The organism is Hymenobacter siberiensis, from assembly GCF_018967845.1.
Lineage (GTDB): Bacteria > Bacteroidota > Bacteroidia > Cytophagales > Hymenobacteraceae > Hymenobacter > Hymenobacter siberiensis.
Window position 1 is genome coordinate 2,872,230 of record NZ_JAHLZZ010000001.1, and the last position, 18,783, is coordinate 2,891,012.

Below are 18,783 nucleotides of genomic sequence, written 5' to 3' on the forward strand. Positions count from 1 at the left end.
TGGTATAACGGGCCACAAAGATGCCGCCGCCGCCGTAAAGCCGCACCGTGCCGCTACCTTGCGGCTGTTTTTCAACCCCCAGTAATATGCTCCAGGTAGGCCAGCCCGCTCCCGATTTCACGCTCACCACCACCTCCGGCGAAACTTTTCGCCTGGCCGACCAACGTGGCCGGCATCTGGTGCTGTACTTCTATCCGAAGGACGACACCCCCGGCTGCACGGCCGAGGCCTGCTCGTTCCGCGACCAGTACGAGGATTTCAAAGACCTCGGGGCCGAGGTCATCGGCATCAGCTCCGATAGCGAGAAGTCGCATCAGAAATTCACCCAGAAACACCGCCTGCCCTTCGAGCTGCTGGCCGATACCGACGGGAAAGTGCGCAAGCTCTACGAAGTGCCCCGCGCCCTGCTGGGCCTGCTGCCCGGCCGCGTTACGTTTGTGATTGATAAGAATGGCGTTATTCAGTACATTTTCAACTCATTGAGTGGCGCGACAGACCATGTGAGCAATGCCAAGAAAGTGCTGAAAGGGCTGCCTGCGTAACCTCAGCAAAGAGTATTTCGCACAGAGTTGCACAGAGCCAGCCTCTGTGTAACTCTGTGCGAGAAACACCAGCGGAATAATGGGTTTTGCGTAAAGAGCAACATGCCCAGTTTCCTACTGTTTCTCTGGCTGTCCCTGCTGCTGGCCGCCACCATTGCTCCGGCCCAGACTGCACCGCTCAACGCCACGCTCGACGGCTACGAATACCCCTTCTCGGTGCGCTACCTGCCCCTGAAGCTGGAAGGCCAGGCTCTGCGCATGGCCTACATGGACGAGCCGTCCACTGCCCGGCCCAATGGCCGCACGGTGGTGCTGCTCCACGGCAAAAACTTTTTCGGAGCCTACTGGCACGAGACGATAAAAACGCTGTCCGCCGTTGGTTTCCGCGTAGTAGTACCCGACCAAATTGGTTTCGGCAAATCGGATAAGGCCGACATTCATTACTCGTTTCATCAGCGGGCCCGCAATACCAGGCAGTTGCTCGACACGCTGGGCGTGAAAAAAGCTGTCATTGTGGGGCACAGTATGGGCGGGATGCTGGCTACCCGTTTCGCCCTCCTTTACCCCGAAGCCACCGAAAAGCTGGTCCTCGAAAACCCCATCGGCCTTGAGGATTACCGCGTGGGCGTGCCCTTCCAGACCGTGGACCAGGCCGAAGCCACCGAACTGAAAAGCACCGAAGCCAGCATCCGCAAATACCACGCGACCTATTATCCCAACGGCTACCCGGCGGCCCACGACCAGTGGCTGCTGCCCCTGGCCGCCCAAACCCACAGCCCCGACTTTCCCAAAGTAGCCCGTGCCAACGCCCTCACTTTCGACATAATTCACCAGCAGCCGGTGAGCTACGAATTCAGCCGAATAACGGTGCCTACGCTACTCATCATCGGCCAGGATGACCGTACTGTGGTAGGTAAAGGCCTGATAAAAGACCCCAAAATCCTGGCCCAAATGGGCCAGTACCCCGCGCTGGGCCGTAACGCCGCCGCCCAAATCAAGGGCGCGAAACTGGTGGAGATTCCGAACGTGGGGCACATTCCGCATCTGGAAGCTCCGGCGCAGTTTTACAAGTCGCTGCTTGGGTTTTTGGGATAGGGTTAAGTGTTGAGAACTGTTTTTATGGTATGTAAATAAACTTTCGATTATACTCGAACTACCGTTTTTGTGGATGCAGATGGCGGTCCGTAGTCATTGACTATTCCACTTTGAGCGCTTACACGGGCAATTGCGGCGGAGCCGCTAGTGCTGAACAAGCCGTTGTTCTCGCCATCTATACGAGCCAGGCAAGAACTCATGGCCCACCCACGCGTGCGCTAGTGCCTCCACTTTTGTGGGCAGTAGTACCGTGTCAACCGGCGGGGATGTGTGCGGAAAGCCACTGTCGCGAGATTCCAGACCCGCGAGTTCGTAGACCACCTTTCCCTCTTTGAACGCGGAGTCAATGCGCCCGAAGGAATCAAAATGGCCTTTGCCGCGCAGGAAGTACCCGTCACACACAAAAGAGGTTGCCGTCTTTCCCGGAAAGACCAAGCGGTGGTCTGGACTCTTCACGCCCAAGTAAAAAGTGTCGGAGCCGGCTACCAAATAGAAGTTGTCGGCTTGGCCTTGCGGGGTGGGAGAAGCAAAGACCAGCACCACGGGATGGCGGGTATAATTGGTGAGCGTGAGCCGAACAGGAAAGGACGCCAATTCCGGCAGTTGGACGCTGTCCACCGCCAGCGTCACTGCGCCGCTGTCAGGGGGAAGCAACAGGCGCGCTTGCGGGGGAGAGCACGCACCGGCCCCACACAGCAGTAGCAGCAGCCAATACCGGATTCGGCGGGTTTCCATGTTAGGGGCGGAGGCAGACAATCGCTTGCCCGGGCGTGAAAGCTTGGGTTGGACCCACGCCAAGGGGCCACTGCTTGTGGAAGGAAGCGTGTCCAAAGAGTGAAGATTTACCAGTTAACTGAAAAAAAGCTTGCAGCAAGCCTCTACAACGCACGGTGAGTTTAAGAAACTCGTTCACCTTTCAAAGTTCAGGAAATCTCGCTAAGCCATGAGTTTCGTAAACGCCGCACCCCAAACCCATACAACGCTGTTCTATTCTGAATCAGCTAGCTCAAAATCCGCAATGAATCTGCGTGAATCAATTGCGACGCCTGATACCGGCCTTCGCGCGGGCCATTTTCCAGGTTGAGCACGCCGCGGGGGCAGGCGGTGCTGCACATGCCGCAGCCCACGCACGAGGCCCGGATGATGGGCTCGCCGCGCTGGGCGTATTGCTGCACGTCGATGCCCATTTCGCACACGTTGGAGCAGTTGCCGCACGAGATGCACTGCGCGCCGTTGGTGCTGATGCGGAAGCGCGAGAAATGCTTTTGCAGCAGGCCCAGGTAGGCGGCCATGGGGCAGCCGAAGCGGCACCACACCCGCGAGCCCATCAAGGGGTAGAAGCCCACCCCAATGACCCCCGAAAAAACGGCCCCAATGGCAAAGCCGTACCACTTGGCCCCCACGTTGCCGGCCTCGCCCAGCAGCGTGCCGCCGGTGGCGAAGTGCACCCACAGCAGCGCCGTAATGGCAATTATCAGCCCCAGCACGGTGTAGATAATGCGGACCTCCCAGCGCCAGGCGGTGCGGCTGGTATCGGCGAGGTGGCGGTAGGGGTCGCCGGCAGTTTCGGCCAGGCCGCCGCAGCCGCACACCCACGAGCAGTACCAGCGCTTGCCGTAGAAATAGGTGAGCACCGGCGTGGCCACGAACGACATCACCGCGCCCCAGAATACCATGAACACGCCCAGCGCCTGCCCATTCTGGGTGAGGTTATGCACATCACTGGGCCACAGGTACTGGTAGTGCAGCGGCCAGAAGTAGGTGAAATAAAACTCCGGCTGCTGAAAAAACTGGAGCAGCCCCGGAATCAGAAACGCAAAGCCCAACTGGAAAAACATCACCGAAGCGGTGCGGATAACCTGGTAGCGCGAGTGGCGGTATTTCCACAGCGCCCGGCCGCCCATCAGCAGTATCGCCAGCGTGTAGAACGTGCCATAGAGAAACCATTGGTCGGCTGGCTTGCCCCGCAGCGCCTGGCTGAAGCTGTCGAGCGGATGCACCAGGTTGTTGAGCAGGCCAAAATTGCCCTTGCCATCATCGCCGCTGTACCAGTATAGCACCACGTAGAAGCCGGTGAGTACCAGCCCGGTAATCCAGGCAATGGCGCCGCGCCCGGTGCTGGCTCGTAGCCAAAGGTTGTCCTGCTGTACGCCCGCCGGGTGCTGGCCGTATTTCAGCCAGCTCCAGGCCAGGGTGCCGGCGCTCACCAGGCCCAGGGCCAGCCAGAACCAGGTAGTGCGGCGCGCGGGGTCGGCATCGGCCCAGGCCAGGAGCAGGGCCAGCAGGCCGCCGGCCACTACGGCCAGCGTGAGCTTTTCGGCGGGCGAAGTCGCGGGCAGGGGCGGGGAGAGAGTAGGCGTCATTATGGAAAAAGTAGAACGTAATGATATCAGGTCGTCATGCTGAGCGCAGTCGAAGCATCTCTACCGCAATACTAAACTGAGTTACTATCGCGGTAGAGATGCTTCGACTGCGCTCAGCATGACGGCCAACTTTTAATGATGGTGGTGCGGCTCGTCGGGCTTACCGAAGATGTTGATGAGCGTACCTACGAGGTAAAAGCCAGCCCAGCATACGTAGAGCCAGTTGAAGCCGGCCGGTCGGTAGCCCACGAAGAAGTGCAGAATCAAGTGCGCGCCGGCGCTCATCAGCAGGCCCGTGAGGGCGATGAACTGGAAGCTGTTGAGGGCCGAGGGACGGTATAGCTTGGAGAAATCCACGGAGGGAGAAATTGAAAATTAAAAATGAAGAATTAAAAATGGATGCATCGAAGTTGTTTAGGAAGTACCCGAAAACAGAAAGAACGTCATTCCGAGCGCAGCCGAGGAATCTCGCGTGAATCGTTGAACGACACCCAAATAACCCCGAGCGAGATTCCTCGGCTGCGCTCGGAATGACGTTCTGTTATTGTTGGAATTCCTACAGCAGCTTCATCAGCGCTAGGGCGACGAACCGCCGGAAACAGAATTTTTAACTCTTCATTTTTAATTTTTAATTGAAAAAAGTCCTTTGCGCTGCTTTAGGGCCACGGGCTGCCCGGGAAACTGCCGGTTGAAGTCGGCCACAATGGCTTTTTCGTGCTGCGGAAAAAACTCGGGGTCGAAGTTGGCCGCCCCAAACTGGCTCATGACCGTGGCCACGGGCGTGCGCCCGGCAATCCACTGCTCGCATACGGCGTGGCGCAGGCGCAGGCCCAGCGCGTTGAAGCCCACCACGGCGTGCGGGGCCTCGCTCCTGAAGTATACGCGCACTGCCGCCCGGCTGCCGGGGTGCTCCCAGTAAAAGCTGGCGAGGCCGGGCGTGGGGCCGGCCGGAGCCTGGCCGTAGGTCTGGTATTCGAGGTTGAAGAACTTGGCCGAGTTGAACCAGATGCCACGCCGGTAGGACGTGGCCTGCCCGGCAATGGTGTGGGCCACGGTTTCGCCCTGCATCCGACCGGTGTACCAGAGCTGCTCGATGGGCACCTCGCCCGCGCCGGGCTGGCGGTGCTGGGCGCAGTCGCCGGCCGCGAATACGTTGGGCACGTTGGTGCGCAGGAATTCATCGACCAGAATGCCCCGGTCGGTTTCCACGTTCGAGGTGCTGGCCAGCGCGAGGTTGGGTGTGACGCCGGTGGCCAGGCCCACCCACTGGCAGGGGATTTCCTCGCCGGCCGTGGTGACTACGGCGCGCACGCGGCCCTGGGCATCGCCCAGAATCTCGCGTAGCTCGGTCTGGTAGCGCACCGAGATGTGGTTTTCCTGGAACTGGCGGTCCACCAGGTGGGCCTCTTCGGGCGGCAGCACCGCGCCCCAGTAGCGGGCGTCGCGCACCAGCACCACGGGCTCGATGCCCCGGGTGTGCAGCATTTCGGCCAGCTCTACGCCAATGAGGCCGCCGCCCACCACCACGCCCCGGCTGATGCCGTGGGTGTCGCGGGTCATGGCTTCCAAATCGGGGAGGTTATAGAGGCCCTGCACGCCGGCCAGCTCCTGCCCGGGCCAGTCAAACAGCTTACTTTCGGAGCCGGTGGCCAGCAGCAGCTGGTCGTAGGCGAGGGTGGTGCCGTCGTCGAGGAGGAGCTGCTTTTCGGCCGTATGGAGGGCGGTGGCGGTGGCGTGCACCAGGGCGAGCCGGTTTTCCTCCCAAAACCAGTCCTCGTAGGGCTTGATGTCCTGCGCGCGCAGGTGGCCCATGTACACGTACATGAGCGCGGTGCGGGAGTAGTGGTGGGCGCTTTCGCTCGATACCAGCGTGATGCGGGCCTCGGGCTGGAGCCGGCGCACGGTGAGGGCGCACGTCACGCCGGTAATGCCGTTGCCGAGAATGACGAGGTGCATGGGCGGGGAGGTAAAAAAGTCAGGTGTCAAATGTAGCGACAAGGTAGGCCGGGCGGCGGCCCGGTGTCTTCGGCTCGGGCAGAAGCAGCGTGGAAGCAACCTGCCTCACTTACGTGAAGGAGGCCGATGCGGAGAAAATCGTGCAGCTGCCCGAAATATTCCAGCGGTATGATAGTGGCTTCAGCACCAACGGCAAAACGGGGGTGATGTATGTGAATCAGTTCCGTTAAAAATGGTCGTATTCCCACCTTGTATACCGCCGAATACTACCCCTACAACTGGATGCTGAACGACCAGAAGCGCACCGACGCCGAGACCGTGGCCAGCAAATAAGCCCCGCCCGGCGTAACGCATTGCCGGGGACTGCGTAAGCCAGAGACACTTCATCCTCTGTCTTCCCAGCTTATGATTCCCGATAATATCTCCGGCGACGGCACCGACCCCAACGAAGGCGAACACGCCGATATTGCTGAAAACAAGAAGTTTCCGAAAAACGAAGAGCTGGAAAAACAAAAAGAATACCAGCAGGAAGAGAGCAACGGCAAAGCCAGTAATGACCCAACTGCCGCCCGCAACGTGGGCCCCAACGGCTACACCCAGCGCAACAACCAGAAGGACCAGCTGGAAAACCTCCACATTGGCGGCTCCGAAACCACCCCGCAGGGCGGCAATAACCACACCACCGCCGGCGAGCAGGCCCAGGGCCCCGGCTTTGAGGCCGAAGGCAGTTACGCACTCGATAAGTTGCGCACAAAGGAGCAGAAATTTGGCGAAAAAGCCCCCAGCGGCCCCGCTAAGTCCGTCAGCGACGGCGAAGCTTCCGGCGAGTAAGGCGTTATCAGACGCGTACATGCAAAAAATGAACAGCCGGGCCGTAGCCCGCTACGACTACGGTCGGGCGGCTCCGGCCCGGCTTGCTTATGCCTTAGCCACTAATGCACTAGGCGGGCATGGGCCATTGACAGTCGCATCCAGGCCACGGCGTTAATTTACTGCCCCAAAAAAAGGGAAGCCGGGGTAGTTAACGCCGCACAAAGCTTAACTTGCGCAGCCTAATTTGGAAGGGAAGCTGTTTAGAAAGGTACTCAAACGGTCATGCAGAGCGCAGCGAAGCATGACCGTTTGAGTACCTTTTGTGACTTCCTAAACAACTCCAGGGTGTCTTTGACCAATAAAAAAATCTGCGCAAGTTTTAATCCACAGTTTACTTTTTTACGATGAATTCAGAAAATCTACCCAAGGTTGATGATGAGCCCTATAATCCAAATTTTGATGCTCAGGATGAGGATGTTATGTCGGGGGGTAATAACAAGCTCACCTATATTCTGGTAGGCGTAATTCTGGCGCTGGTGCTGGGCTATGTGGCCCTGCCCAAAGGCGGCGGCAGCGGCATGGCTTCGGTCACGCCCACCTTTATGCTCGATGATGCGGCCGTGACCGCCACGGCCCCCACTGCGGCCGACAGCATTGCCGCCGGTCTCAAAGCCACCCCGGTAGTTGCCGAAGAAGAAAATACCGCTAAAACGACCACCAAAACGACCACCAAAACGACCACTGCCGCCCCGGCTGCCATGGCCGCTGCTGCGCCCGTAGTAACCGCTGCGGCCGCGCCCGTGGAAGATGCCCCGGCCCCCGCGCCCGTGGCTGCTCCTGAGCCGGCCGCGCCCACTACCGTCACCATCTCGGGCAAGATTGAGGATGAGAACGGCCGGCCGCTGGTGGGTGCCACCGTGCTGCTGAAAGGCAGCAGCAAAGGCAGCAGCACCGACGCCAACGGCAACTATACCATGGAAGTGCCCAGCGGCGACAACACGCTCATCTATGGCTACGGCGGCTACGACGACGAAGTGCTGCGCAACAGCGGCAGTAAGCCCGTGAACGTGACCCTCACGCCCCGGGCCAAAACCGGCCGCAAGCGCCGCTAAGCTTCCGGGCAAGTTATCAGTATGAAAAAAGGCCTCCCAGTGCGGGAGGCCTTTTTTTGTGCCAACGAAATAGCGGTTTGTCATTCCGACGCGGGAGGAATCGGGGTGAAAAAATAACGTGTCTTCCTCAGATTCCTCCCGCGTCGGAATGACAGAACCGGTGCTAAGCCCCGGCCTTGCCTCCGAAGCGGCGGCCAAACAGGAAGTATACCGGCAGGCCCAGCGCCACCAGGCCCAGGCCCCGGCGTGAGAATTCGGCGGTGTCGGGGGCGATGAGCAGAATGATGCAGAAGGTCGAGGCCAGCAGCACATAGAGACCCGGCACCAGCGGGTAGCCCCAGGCGCGGTAGGGGCGCGGGGCCTCGGGCCGGGTGCGGCGCAGCACGAAAATGCCGATGATGGTGACGACGTAGAACAGAATTACGGCGAACATCACGTAGTTGAGCAGCTGGCCGTAGGAGCCGCTGAGGCAGAGCAGGCAGGCCCACAGGCACTGCGCCCACAGGGCGCGGCCGGGCACGCCGGCCGCGTTCAATTGGGCCAGGCCGGGGAAGAACAGGCCGTCCTTGGCCATGGCAAAGTAGGCGCGGGAGCCGCTGAGAATGATGCCGTTATTGGCCCCGAACGTGCTGAGCATGATGAGCACGGCCATGACATAGGCGCCGGCTTTGCCCAGTACCGATTCGGCCACGGCGGTGGCCACGCGGTCGTCGGTGGCGTACTGAATGCCGCGGCCGGCCAGGGTGGCGGCCTCGGGCGCGCCGTGCAGGGGCAGCACCAGCAGGTACACGATGTTGATGAGGATGTAGAGGGCCGTGACGATGGCCGTGCCGATGGCCATGCTGCGCACCAGCGTGCGCTCTGGGTTCTGGATTTCCTCGCCCGCGAAGCCGATGTTGTTCCACGAATCGGAAGAAAACAGCGAGCCCGTCATGGCCATGCCGATGGCAATAACCAGCGAATAGCCGCTGATGGGCAGCGGCGCGGCGCTCACGCCGGGGGCCGGGTAGCGGGTGGCCGTCCAGAGGTCGGCGAAGTTGGCGGCGATGGCCTCGTGGTTCAGGCCCAGCGCCACCCCAAAGATGATGAGCAAGGCCAGCGCCACCAGCTTGGTGCTACCCAGCACGTTCTGGATAATCTTGCCGGTGCGCACGCCCTGCGCATTGAGGGCCGTGATGCCGATGATGAGGATGATAGCCAGCAGCTGCACGCTGCTAAACTCGAAGCTGCCAGCTTTAAAAAGCAGGTTCTTCACGCTGAACCAGGGCCGGAGCACACCCGTGAACTTGGCAAATGCCACGGCCACGGCCGCAATCACACCGGTCTGAATGACCAAGAACAGCGTCCAGCCATACAGGAAGGCGGTGAGGCGGCCGAAGGCTTCGCGCAGGTACACGTACTGCCCGCCCACCTTGGGGAACATGCTGGCCAGCTCGCCGTAGCTGATGGCCCCGGCCATGGTGATGAAACCGGTGAGCAGCCACACCACCAGCAGCCAGCCAGCGCTGCCCACTTGCCGCGCAATGTCGGCCGAAACAATGAAGATACCGGAGCCTATCATGCTGCCGGTGACCAGCATAATGGCGTCGAAAAGATTAATGGCCCGCTTGAAATGCGGTTGGTCAGGTTGAGGTTCGGTCATAAAAAAGCAGGGATTTTTGTCAAAGAAAACGAAAAGGCCCGCCGTGGAAGGCGGGCCTAGCAATTAAAAGCCGGAAAAGCGTTAAAATTCGCTGCGGTCGTACCAGCTGCGCATGCGCCACGGGTCGTTCCGATTCTTGCGCGTCAGCACCAGCCGGGCCGTGCCCGAGCCCGAAAACCGCTCGTTATCGCGCTGCTCAATGGTGAGCAGGAAGGAGCGTTCCACGCTGGCCAGCGTGTCGGAGGCCAGCGTGTCGGAGCTGGGCAGGTACTGCGTCCACTGCAGGTTGATAGAGCGGGCGGCCCGGAAGAGGCGGTAGGTGGTGTTGGCGTCCACGTCGCGGGTCCAGGAGCGGTCGAGGTTGGCGGCGAAGTCGCGGTAGGTGAACTTGAACTTCGGCGAAAGCAGCTGGCCGTAGAGGGTGGAATCGCGTAATTGGTAGGCCGACCGGAACCGGTCGAAGAAACCGCGCACGTACACGGGGTTGCCCAGCAGCTCGTTCTGGTCGGCGGGCACCTCGTCGAGGGCCGGGGCGAAAGGGTTGCACGCGGGCACCGTCAGCATGAGCACAATGCCCGAGAGCAGCACAGTGGGGCGGGACGGTAATTTCATGAGGCGAAATATACGCTTCGTTGAACGAAGATGGAAACGGTCATTCCCCTCAATGCGAGCTGAAGTATTTTTTCAAATCCGTCCAGCACAGGCCGGGGGTGGTGCGCTGGTCGCGCCAGGATACGATGCGCCACTCGTTGTTGCGGCGGCGCAGGATGAGGCGGATGTTGCCCTGCAAAAGGCCGGCACGGAAGGCCGTATCCTGCTGCGTGATTTTGAGTTGGTACAGGGCCGAAACCTCAGCTGAATCGGTGGTGTAGAGCTGGTCGCGGCGGCCGATGAGAGTGAGCGTGTTGGCGGTGCCGGTAGCCGTGCGACGGCGCAGGCTACTGAAGTAAGTGGTTTCTTCGGGCACGCTCCAGTTGGCAAACAGGGCGGGCGAGGACCCGGCGCTGGTGGGGTCGGGCACGAAGCGGTAGTCGGGCCCGCTGAAGGTGCGCTCGTAGTTGCCCACGTTCACGCTTTGCACGGCCGTGGTGAAGTTGGCCAGCAGAATACCAATCTGGGTGGGCTGAATCCACTCGCTGGCCGTTGCTGCGGGCTCGGGCTCGCGCAGCTGGAAGCAGGCCGGCAGCGCCAGCAGGCCCAACCTGCCCAGGAGGCGGGCCGCGTTGCCGGTTAATGCCTTGGGCCAATTATGCATAATGAAGCAGGGGAGAGGTATTCACCAGAAAGATACGCGGTGCAGGGCGTTCTAAAAACAAGCCGGCGCGGGGCCGCCCATCGGCCAAACCGCATCCCGCCGTACTTTCGTCGCCCGTCATCCGCTGTCCCCTGCATGTCCCGAAAGCTTCTGGCGTTACTTACCACGCTGCTGTTGCTGCTCACGCTGGCCACGTACGTCTACTACCGGCGCACGCTGGCGGCCGTGCCCGTCGACCCCTACGCCCTGGTGCCCGACGATGCCGTGCTGGTCTTCAGCACCCACGACCACCCCACGCTGGTGCGCCACCTGCAGGAAACCGAGCTGTGGGACAACCTCACGGCCGTGCGCTACTTCCAGCAGGCGGCCGGCCACCTGGCCCTGGCCGACAGCCTGGCCGGCGGCAACTCCCGCCGCCGCAATGGCCTGCTCAACCTGCTGGGCCGCAAGCTGGTCATCACCTCGGTGCACGTAACGGGGCCGGGGGAGTTCGACGTGCTCTACCAGGTGCCGCTGAGCCGCGTGAGCGAGTACCGGCAGGTGCGCGGCCTGCTCGAAACCCTGGGCCGCGACGCCCGCTACCGCCTCGCCACCCGCGACTACGAAGGCCAGGAGCTGACCGTACTCACCGAGCGGCGCAGCGAGCTGAGCCTCACCGTTTTCAACTACCGCAACCACCTGCTCATCAGCACTAACGCCGGTCTGGTAGAAGCGGTGGTGCGCCGCCTGGCCCACCCCGATGCGCCCACCGTGCTGGCCAGCTTTGGCACCACCGATTTGCTGAAGCAGCGCGGCGTGGATGGCTCGCTGCTGATTAACTACCGCCGCCTGCCGCAGTTTCTCGACGTGCTATTTCGGCGCGATGCCCACGGGCAGGTCGACCAGCTCGCCGGGCTGGTGTCGCAGGGCCTGCTGGGCCTGAAGCTGGATGGCAGCCGGGCGCAGCTTCAGGGGTTTTCGAACCCCGAAACGGCCCGGGGGGCGCTCCAGCAGCGCCTGAGCGGCCAGCCGGCGCAGCCGTTGCGGCTCAGCGAGTTCATTAGCACGCGCACGGCACTGCTGCTGTACCTGGCCGCCCAGCCAGCCCGCACCTGGCCCCGGGCCGGCACGCCGCTGGTCGACTCGCTGGGGCGCAATGCGGCGCTGGACAGTCTGCGGGCCACTTTTGGGGGTGAGATGGCCATTGGCTACCTGGCCGCCGTGGCGGCGGGCAGCCGGCCGGGGCGGCTGGCGCTGGTGCGCTGCCCGGCGCCGGCGCGCACGGCCCAGTGGCTGGCCCGCCTGCGCCGCATCGAGAGCAGCTCGCCCGCCTTCACCAAAGTGGGGCCTTACGAAATTCACCCCGTCGGCTTCACCGAAGCGGAGGTGCTGGGGCCGCTGCTGGCCCCGTCCCGCCCCGGCGCGGTAGAAGTGGCGGCCAGCGCCGGCGTGCTGGTGGGCAGCTACCTCGTGCTCTCCGATGAGCTGACCCTGAACGGCTACCTGGCCGACGTGATGGCCGGCCGCACCTGGGCCCAGACCCCGGCCCAGGTATCTTTCCTGCAGGAAACATTGCCCCGTGCCCGCCTGAGCATTTTCGTGGACACGCGCAATAGTTGGAACGCCCTGCTGGGCATCCTCACCGAAGACCGCCGGGCCGGCCTGCTGCGCAACGAAGCCCTGTTCAAGCGCTTCCCGCAGTTCGCCTTCCAGCTGATGCCGGCCGAGAACGAGGCCGCGCCCGATGCGCAGTACTTTACCCAGCTGCTGCTGCGCCACCCCGACCTGGGCCCGGCCAGGGCGCAGGCCGGCGGCGTGGCGGCCAATGGCCGGGTGCTGGCCTTTCAGCATGAATTGGTGGGAATGCCCACGGTGCTGCCCGCCCTGGGTACCCGCATTCCGGCCGTGGTAGTGCAGGATTCGGCTAATACACTGCACTTTGTAAGTGCTGATAATACGGTGCTGTGGTCCGATACCCTGGCCGGGCCGGCCGTGGGACTGGCGCTGCTACCCAGCGGCGGTGGCGTGCCGGGCGGGCTGCTGCTGGGGGCTGGCCACCGCCTGCACCTGCTGGCCAACGATGGCCGCGAAGTATTACCCTTTCCCCTCAACCTGCCCGATACCGTGCACATCGCCGCGCTGCTGGCCGCCCCCGCCGGCCCCGATGCGCCCGCCCGCCTGCTGGCCCGCACCGCCGGCCACGAGCTGCGGCTGCTCGATGCCCGGGGCCACCTCTTCCCCGGCTGGCAGCCCAAGCGCCTCGATTTCCCGCTGGCCGGCGAGCCCGCGCTGCTCAGCGTGAGCGGGCGCGATGTGGTGGTGGCCCCGCTCCAGAACGGCTACGTGTACGCCTTCGATGGTCAGGGCAACCTGTTCCCGGGCTTTCCGCTGAGCCTGGGGGCGCGGCTGGCCGGCAACCTGCTGGTGCAGGCCGGCACCACCCTGGGCCGCACCCACCTCACCGCCGTAAACCAGCACGGCGAGTTGGTTACGTTCACGCTCAGCGGCGACATCCTGACCCGCCGCCGGGTGGCTACCTGGAGCCGCACGGCGCGCTTTCACTTGGTGCCCGATGCCCGGGGCCGCAGCTTCGTGGTTACCCGCGAAGATGGCAACCAGCTCGATGTGTATCTGCCCAATCAGGCGGCCCCGCTGCTCACCCAGCGCTTCGTAACCTCGGGCGAGATGCCGGTGCAGCTCTTTGATTTTGGCAATGGCCGGCGGCTGGTGGCCGTTACGGAGCCCGGTCCGGGCCAGGTGTACCTCTACAATGGTAAGGGCCGGCTGCTGGGCGATGCGCCGCTACCCAGCACCGGCACCGGCATAGGCCTCAGCTACGACGCCACCACGGATGCGTACCAGCTGGTCCGCATTGTGGGCCGTGAGCTGCGCCGCACCGAGCTGAAACTGGCGCAGTAGGGTGCGGGGGCAAATGAAGCAGAACGTCATGCTGAGCTTGCCGAAGCATCTCTACCTCAATACTAAAATTGATTTACTGCTACGGTAGAGATGCTTCGACAAGCTCAGCATGACGTTTTGGTAAATAAAAAAGCATGACTTCTTCCGCCCGCACCGGCCTTGTGGTCGGCAAGTTCTGGCCGCCCCACCGGGGCCACCAGCTACTGCTTGAAATCGCTGCCGCCCAGGTCGCCGAGTTGTTGGTGCTGGTATATGCCCGCCCAGATTCTGAAGCGATGCCCGCGCCCGTGCGCGCCCAGTGGCTGCGCGAGCTGTATCGGGGCGATAAGCTGGTTGATGGGCCGCGTATCGGCAGTACGCCATTGCGCATCTTCGCTCTCACCGCCGAGGCCGACGGGGTGCCGCCCGATGCCGCCGACGATACTACCCAGCGCGAGTTTGTGCGCCAGTGGCTGGCCCGGCAGGGCCTGGCAGTGGATGTGGTTTTCAGCAGCGAGAACTACGGGCCGGGCTTCGCCGCGTATTTGGGCGTGGCCCACGTCGCCGTGGATAATGCCCGCCAGCTGGTGCCCGTATCGGGCACGCTGGTACGCAACAATCCGGTAGCATATGCCCGTCACCTGCACCCATTAGTAGCCGCGCAGCTGGGCGTGGTGCCGCCCACTGAGGTGCCGCGCGTGGTATTTCTGGGAGCCGAAAGCAGCGGCAAATCGACATTGTGCGCGGCGCTGGCCGAGGCCTGCGGTACCGTGTGGGTGCCCGAATACGGTCGCACCCTGCACGAGGAGAAAACCGGCAATCTTGATTACGAGGACCTGCTCTACATTGCCCGCCGCCACGCCGAGCTGGAGGACGAAGCTGCCGTCCAGGCCCACGGCGTGCTATTCTGCGATACCAATGCGGCCACCACGGCACTGTATTCCTACTACTATTTCCACCGTTGCGACCCGGCCCTGCAAGCCATGGCGGCCGTGTGCGGGCAGCGCTATGCCCACACCTTCGTGTGCACCCCCACCGTGCCCTTCGAGCAGGACGGCTGGCGCGGCCCCGAGGCACTCCGCAGCTTCCAGCACGGCATGATACTGATGCAGCTGGACTACTTGGGCATCGCTTACACGCTGGTGGAAGGGACGGTAGCGGAAAGGGTGGCGCAGGTGCGGAGTCATTTATCAATTAACATTTAACAGCCGTTCAACTGAGCGTTTCTGACTCGTTGAACGGCTGTTAAATGTTAATTGATAAATGTTAAATGAAAACCTACCGATTCGTCAGCCAGCCCTTGCGGTAGAAGTAGTAGAGCTGCATGGCCACTACGCTAAACATCACCAGCAGCACCATGGGGTAGCCCCAGGGGCTGTAGAGCTCGGGCATGTTGCGGGGCAGTATATGGCCGTGCTCGTCTACGTGCTGGAAGTTCATGCCATAAAGGCCTACCACGAAGCTGAGGGGAATGAAAATGGTGCTGATGATGGTGAGCACCTTCATTACCTCGTTCATGCGGTTGCCTTGGTCCGACATATACAGGTCGGTGAGCGAAGAGATGTTGTCGCGGTAGCTTTCGGCCAGGTCCAGGGCCTGAATGGCGTGGTCGTAGGCGTCGCGGTAGAACATTTTGAGGGTTTCGGGCATGATTTCCTCGGGCAGGCGCAGGATTTCCGCGATTTTATCGCGCTCCGGGTACACCAGCCGGCGGAAGCGCACCACATCCTTCTTAATGCGCAGGATGCGGTTGAGTAGGCGGCGCGGGCGCTGGTCGGCAAAAATGGCTTCCTCCAGGTCCTCAATGTAGTCGCCGATGGCGGCCATGGTAGGGTAGTAGTGGTCGAGCACCACGTCGGTGAGGGCGTAGGCCAGGTAGAGCACCGGCTGGCGACGCAGGTTGCTGAAATTGGCCCGGATGCGGGTGCGCAGCGAGTCGAGGCAATCGTCGTAGTCGTCCTGAAACGTGAGCACGTAGTTCGGGCCGGTGAAGATGGAAAGCTGGTCGTCGTCGATTTCCAGGCTGCGGGTGAAGTCGGTCATGCGCGACACCATGAACAGGCGGTTATCGTCGAAAACGTCGATTTTGGCCCTTTGGTAATCGTTCAGTACATCTTCCATCTGCAGCGGGTGCAGGCCGAAATCCTGCATCATGCGCTCAATGAGGGCTAAATTGCCGTAGCCGCGCACGTCAATCCAGTGCTTGAGCTCGGAGTGTTGGCGCAGCTGGTCGAGCAGCTCGTCGTAGCGGTCGGTGTATTCGGCTTCGGTGAAGTTGCCGTCGCTGTACGACATCAGAAATAGGCGTGGCTTGAGGGCCCCGGGACGAATGTTGAGCGTGCCGGGGCGCTGGCCCACCTGCTGCTCGCGGGCCAGCCGGGTGGCCTCCCGGTCGGCGATACTGTACGGGGCTGCCCCGGCGGGCTCGGTGAGCGCCGGCGAGCGGTTGGGCGCGGCCTGGGGAGAAGAGCTGAGAGGATTCATGCAGCGGGGAAGAAGCGAAAGCAAGGCGCAATTTCGGCCCTTACGCGTGGCGATGCGATGAAGATGTCTTCATTGGGCCGGCAGCAGGCGCGTAGGCGAAGCGTGGGGCAGTGCCGGGTACACTCATTCTGTGCCGTACTTTGCCGGGAAAGCCACACGTTTAAGCGTTGAAAAGTACGGATTCTCTGGTTGCAATGGAAGCGGGTGCGATGGGCCGCGCGGCGGCGCTGGTTGTAGCCGTGGCCGAAAGCGGCCCCTTCGGCCCGGCCGAGCCCCGGCTGCCGCTGGCCTTCGAGTCGTTTCTGTACCTGCGGCCCGCGCACCAGGCCCTGCAGGCGGCGGCCGGCCCAGTGCTCAGCTTTTACCTTGAAGACCCCGCCGCCGGCCGCACCGTGGCGCAGCTGCACGTAGCCTTCGACGCAGCCGCGGGCGCGGCCCACAGCCCCGCGCAGGCCCCTTTTGGCGCCATGCAGCTGGCTCCCGGCCTGCCGCTGGCCGCCCTGCACCTGTTGCTGAATGCCGCCGAAACCGCGCTGCGCCAACGGAGCGTGCGCCGGCTGGCCCTGCGCGGCTACCCCTTTGCCTACGACCCCGCCGGGGCCGCTACGCTGGCCGAGGCCCTGCGCCAGCGCCACTACCGCGTGGCCCTGGCCGAGCAGAACTACTACCTCGACCCCACCCGCGACTACGAAGCCCACCTGCACCCTTCCGAGCGCCGACGGTTGCACAAGTGCCGCCGTGCCGGCCTGCACTTCGAGCAGGAGCCGCCGTTTCTGCTGCCGGCGGCCTACGCGTTTATCCAGGCCTGCCGGCAGGAGCGGGGACAGGAGCTGTCGCTGCCCCTGGCGCGGGTGCAGGAGCTGTTTCGGCGCTTCCCAAAGGAGCATTTCCTATTCTCGGTGCGTCAGGCCGATGGGGAGTGGGCGGCCCTCACCGTTGCTATTCAGGTTGATAAGCAGGTGCTGTATAATTTCTACCCGGCCAGCCCGCTGCGCTGCAATTCCTTCAGCCCCGTCGTGCTGCTGAATGAGGGCCTGCACGCCTTCGCCCGGGCCAGCGACATGGCGGTGCTCGACCTCGGTACTTCTACGCTGGATACCGGGCCGAATGTCTCGCTGCTGCGGTTCAAGCGGCATTTGGGCGGCGTGGCGGGGTTGCGGCTGAGCTGGGCGCGGGAGCTGTAGGGAGTAAGGAGGGGAGTAGTTTCCGTTCTTTGCGCTTCTATGCCCACTAATGCTCCCATTAAATCTCCCATCCGGCACTTTGTGCGGGGCTCGCTGGGCACGGGCGTGGCGGTGGCGGCGCGGGCGGCGGGCTCACTCATCGTCAACAAGCTGTTTGCCACGTATGCGCCGGCCGGCGGGCTCACCCTGCTGGCCCAGTTTCAGAACCTGATGGCCCTGCTCACCACCCTGCCTTACGATGGCGTGCAGGTGGGCCTGGTGAAGTACCTCGCGCCGCTGCGGCCGGGCAGTCCGCGCTACCGTGCCTGGCTGGGCGCGGCCACCGTGCTGAACGCGGCGGCGCTGCTGGCCGGGGGCGGGGTGCTGGCTGCGCGGGGCCTGCTGGGCTGGGGGTGGGGCAGCCTGGTGGTGTTCATGCTGGGTATTTCGTTGATTACCGGCCAGGCGCTGCTGGGCTCGGCGCTGCTGGCGGCGGGGCGGTTGCGGGCTTATATCGGCCTTTCGGTGACGCTGGCCGTGCTGGGCACTGCCGCTACAGCTGCCACGCTGCTGGGCGGCTGGCCGCTGCGGGTGGTGCTGCTGGCTTACCTGGTGGCGCAGGGCCTCACGCTGCTGCCGGCGCTGGGACTGGCGGCGCGGGCCGGGCTGCTGCGGCACTTGCGGCCGGCAGCGCCCGTCAGCCGGCTGGCGCTGCGGCGGCTCAGCCAGTTCCTGCTGATGGCCGTGAGCACGCTACTCTTCGGCAAGGCCGTGGACTACATGCTGCGCGACTACCTGCTGGCCACCTTCGGCCCGGCCCGCACCGATTTGTGGCAGGCCGTGGCCAAGCTGTCGGACAACTACACCATGGTATTTGGGGCGGTGATGAGCAGTGTATTCTATCCCCGGCTGGCGGCTATGGCGGGCCAGCCGCTGGCGGCGCGGCGCTACCTGCGCGGCGTGCTGGCGCTGCTGGCTCCCGTACTGGCCGTGGGCCTGGGGCTGATATACTTGTGCCGCGACTGGCTGCTGCCGCTGCTGTTTGCGCCCCGGCTGCTGGAGGCGCGGGTGTTTCTGGCCCCGCAGCTGCTCGGCGACTGGGCCAAGCTGCTGAGCTGGCTGTTCATTTTCCAGCTCACGGCCCGGGCGCGTACGGGGCCGTACGTGGCGGTGCAGGCGGGCTCGGCGGCGGTGTTTGCGGTGCTGCTGGTGCTGCTGCTGCCGCGCCTGGGCCTGGCCGGCGTGGTGTGGGCGCACGCAGTGCGGTATGGGTTGCTGCTGCTGGCGTGCGGCATGCTGCACCTGATGAAGGGAAATAAGTAGTCAGTCATCAGTAATCGGTAGTAAGACAGAAATAAATTGACTGATTTTTAGATAGATGAAATCCCATTGCTGATTACTTATTACTGACTACCTACTCAAGTCTTATACGTCGATGTGCCGGCCGGCCATTGACTTTGTAAGTCGTTGGTGAATTAATC

At 62.8% G+C, this 18,783-nt stretch carries 17 protein-coding genes; 9 read left to right on the forward strand and 8 right to left on the reverse strand.

Annotated features, from left to right (window positions below):
- Positions 1 to 86: 86 nt before the first annotated feature.
- Positions 87 to 542 (forward strand): peroxiredoxin, encoded by a 456-nt coding sequence (locus KQ661_RS12445; protein WP_216727179.1) that lies wholly within the window; start codon positions 87 to 89, stop codon positions 540 to 542.
- A gap of 102 nt (positions 543 to 644) precedes the next feature.
- Positions 645 to 1,637: an alpha/beta fold hydrolase gene (locus tag KQ661_RS12450; RefSeq protein ID WP_216727180.1), complete on the forward strand. Its 993-nt coding sequence runs from the start codon at positions 645 to 647 to the stop codon at positions 1,635 to 1,637.
- A gap of 144 nt (positions 1,638 to 1,781) precedes the next feature.
- On the opposite strand, the gene KQ661_RS12455 is transcribed toward KQ661_RS12450, so the two are convergent.
- The 4 genes from KQ661_RS12455 to KQ661_RS12470 all read right to left on the reverse strand — a co-directional run bounded on the left by KQ661_RS12455 (position 1,782) and on the right by KQ661_RS12470 (position 5,956).
- Positions 1,782 to 2,372: a hypothetical protein gene (locus tag KQ661_RS12455; RefSeq protein ID WP_216688653.1), complete on the reverse strand. Its 591-nt coding sequence runs from the start codon at positions 2,370 to 2,372 to the stop codon at positions 1,782 to 1,784.
- Between the two features lie 266 nt (positions 2,373 to 2,638).
- On the reverse strand, positions 2,639 to 4,000 hold the full coding sequence (locus KQ661_RS12460) for a 4Fe-4S binding protein (RefSeq protein ID WP_216726011.1): 1,362 nt from the start codon (positions 3,998 to 4,000) through the stop codon (positions 2,639 to 2,641).
- Between the two features lie 132 nt (positions 4,001 to 4,132).
- Entirely contained in the window at positions 4,133 to 4,357 is a 225-nt protein-coding gene (locus KQ661_RS12465; protein WP_216726012.1) for a hypothetical protein, read from the reverse strand.
- A gap of 264 nt (positions 4,358 to 4,621) precedes the next feature.
- A complete protein-coding gene (locus KQ661_RS12470) occupies positions 4,622 to 5,956 on the reverse strand; it encodes an NAD(P)/FAD-dependent oxidoreductase (protein WP_216727181.1) in 1,335 nt (444 codons plus the stop codon).
- A gap of 89 nt (positions 5,957 to 6,045) precedes the next feature.
- Between KQ661_RS12470 and KQ661_RS12475 the strand changes: the two genes are divergently transcribed.
- The 3 genes from KQ661_RS12475 to KQ661_RS12485 all read left to right on the forward strand — a co-directional run bounded on the left by KQ661_RS12475 (position 6,046) and on the right by KQ661_RS12485 (position 7,881).
- On the forward strand, positions 6,046 to 6,186 hold the full coding sequence (locus tag KQ661_RS12475; RefSeq protein ID WP_216688657.1) for a hypothetical protein: 141 nt from the start codon (positions 6,046 to 6,048) through the stop codon (positions 6,184 to 6,186).
- 175 nt (positions 6,187 to 6,361) lie between these two features.
- Complete coding sequence (locus KQ661_RS12480; RefSeq protein ID WP_235726971.1) at positions 6,362 to 6,787, forward strand: hypothetical protein; 426 nt, start codon at positions 6,362 to 6,364, stop codon at positions 6,785 to 6,787.
- A 386-nt stretch (positions 6,788 to 7,173) separates the two neighbouring features.
- Positions 7,174 to 7,881 carry a carboxypeptidase-like regulatory domain-containing protein gene (locus KQ661_RS12485; protein ID WP_216727182.1) on the forward strand — a complete coding sequence of 236 codons (708 nt, stop codon included), beginning with the start codon at positions 7,174 to 7,176 and terminating at the stop codon, positions 7,879 to 7,881.
- A 163-nt stretch (positions 7,882 to 8,044) separates the two neighbouring features.
- Here the strand turns inward: KQ661_RS12485 and KQ661_RS12490 are convergent, their stop codons facing one another.
- From KQ661_RS12490 to KQ661_RS12500, 3 genes are all read right to left on the reverse strand, one after another.
- Positions 8,045 to 9,523: an APC family permease gene (locus tag KQ661_RS12490; protein WP_216688659.1), complete on the reverse strand. Its 1,479-nt coding sequence runs from the start codon at positions 9,521 to 9,523 to the stop codon at positions 8,045 to 8,047.
- Positions 9,524 to 9,604: 81 nt separating this feature from the next.
- Complete coding sequence (locus KQ661_RS12495; RefSeq protein ID WP_216688660.1) at positions 9,605 to 10,135, reverse strand: hypothetical protein; 531 nt, start codon at positions 10,133 to 10,135, stop codon at positions 9,605 to 9,607.
- A gap of 49 nt (positions 10,136 to 10,184) precedes the next feature.
- Positions 10,185 to 10,778, reverse strand: coding sequence for a hypothetical protein (locus KQ661_RS12500; protein ID WP_216727183.1), 594 nt, complete (start codon positions 10,776 to 10,778; stop codon positions 10,185 to 10,187).
- Between the two features lie 135 nt (positions 10,779 to 10,913).
- Between KQ661_RS12500 and KQ661_RS12505 the strand changes: the two genes are divergently transcribed.
- Together KQ661_RS12505 and KQ661_RS12510 are read left to right on the forward strand one after the other, a co-directional pair.
- On the forward strand, positions 10,914 to 13,676 hold the full coding sequence (locus KQ661_RS12505) for a hypothetical protein (protein ID WP_216727184.1): 2,763 nt from the start codon (positions 10,914 to 10,916) through the stop codon (positions 13,674 to 13,676).
- A gap of 134 nt (positions 13,677 to 13,810) precedes the next feature.
- Positions 13,811 to 14,860, forward strand: a complete 1,050-nt coding sequence (locus tag KQ661_RS12510; RefSeq protein ID WP_216727185.1) for an AAA family ATPase — start codon at positions 13,811 to 13,813, stop codon at positions 14,858 to 14,860.
- A 73-nt stretch (positions 14,861 to 14,933) separates the two neighbouring features.
- On the opposite strand, the gene corA is transcribed toward KQ661_RS12510, so the two are convergent.
- Entirely contained in the window at positions 14,934 to 16,139 is a 1,206-nt protein-coding gene (gene corA, locus KQ661_RS12515; RefSeq protein ID WP_216727186.1) for a magnesium/cobalt transporter CorA, read from the reverse strand.
- 194 nt (positions 16,140 to 16,333) lie between these two features.
- Here corA and KQ661_RS12520 point away from each other — a divergent pair, with 194 nt between their 5' ends.
- Together KQ661_RS12520 and KQ661_RS12525 are read left to right on the forward strand one after the other, a co-directional pair.
- Positions 16,334 to 17,323, forward strand: a complete 990-nt coding sequence (locus KQ661_RS12520) for a hypothetical protein (RefSeq protein ID WP_216688665.1) — start codon at positions 16,334 to 16,336, stop codon at positions 17,321 to 17,323.
- 39 nt (positions 17,324 to 17,362) lie between these two features.
- On the forward strand, positions 17,363 to 18,625 hold the full coding sequence (locus KQ661_RS12525) for an MATE family efflux transporter (RefSeq protein ID WP_216727187.1): 1,263 nt from the start codon (positions 17,363 to 17,365) through the stop codon (positions 18,623 to 18,625).
- Positions 18,626 to 18,783: the final 158 nt, after the last annotated feature.

Coding starts and splice junctions, on each gene's coding strand:
- KQ661_RS12455 (WP_216688653.1), bottom strand. CDS start 2,372: ATGGAAACCCGCCGAATCCGGTATTGGCTGCTGCTACTGCTGTGTGGG.
- KQ661_RS12470 (WP_216727181.1), bottom strand. CDS start 5,956: ATGCACCTCGTCATTCTCGGCAACGGCATTACCGGCGTGACGTGCGCC.
- KQ661_RS12445 (WP_216727179.1), top strand. CDS start 87: ATGCTCCAGGTAGGCCAGCCCGCTCCCGATTTCACGCTCACCACCACC.
- KQ661_RS12505 (WP_216727184.1), top strand. CDS start 10,914: ATGTCCCGAAAGCTTCTGGCGTTACTTACCACGCTGCTGTTGCTGCTC.
- KQ661_RS12520 (WP_216688665.1), top strand. CDS start 16,334: ATGGAAGCGGGTGCGATGGGCCGCGCGGCGGCGCTGGTTGTAGCCGTG.
- KQ661_RS12495 (WP_216688660.1), bottom strand. CDS start 10,135: ATGAAATTACCGTCCCGCCCCACTGTGCTGCTCTCGGGCATTGTGCTC.
- KQ661_RS12500 (WP_216727183.1), bottom strand. CDS start 10,778: ATGCATAATTGGCCCAAGGCATTAACCGGCAACGCGGCCCGCCTCCTG.
- KQ661_RS12450 (WP_216727180.1), top strand. CDS start 645: ATGCCCAGTTTCCTACTGTTTCTCTGGCTGTCCCTGCTGCTGGCCGCC.
- KQ661_RS12525 (WP_216727187.1), top strand. CDS start 17,363: ATGCCCACTAATGCTCCCATTAAATCTCCCATCCGGCACTTTGTGCGG.
- KQ661_RS12485 (WP_216727182.1), top strand. CDS start 7,174: ATGAATTCAGAAAATCTACCCAAGGTTGATGATGAGCCCTATAATCCA.
- corA (WP_216727186.1), bottom strand. CDS start 16,139: ATGAATCCTCTCAGCTCTTCTCCCCAGGCCGCGCCCAACCGCTCGCCG.
- KQ661_RS12510 (WP_216727185.1), top strand. CDS start 13,811: ATGACTTCTTCCGCCCGCACCGGCCTTGTGGTCGGCAAGTTCTGGCCG.
- KQ661_RS12490 (WP_216688659.1), bottom strand. CDS start 9,523: ATGACCGAACCTCAACCTGACCAACCGCATTTCAAGCGGGCCATTAAT.
- KQ661_RS12460 (WP_216726011.1), bottom strand. CDS start 4,000: ATGACGCCTACTCTCTCCCCGCCCCTGCCCGCGACTTCGCCCGCCGAA.
- KQ661_RS12480 (WP_235726971.1), top strand. CDS start 6,362: ATGATTCCCGATAATATCTCCGGCGACGGCACCGACCCCAACGAAGGC.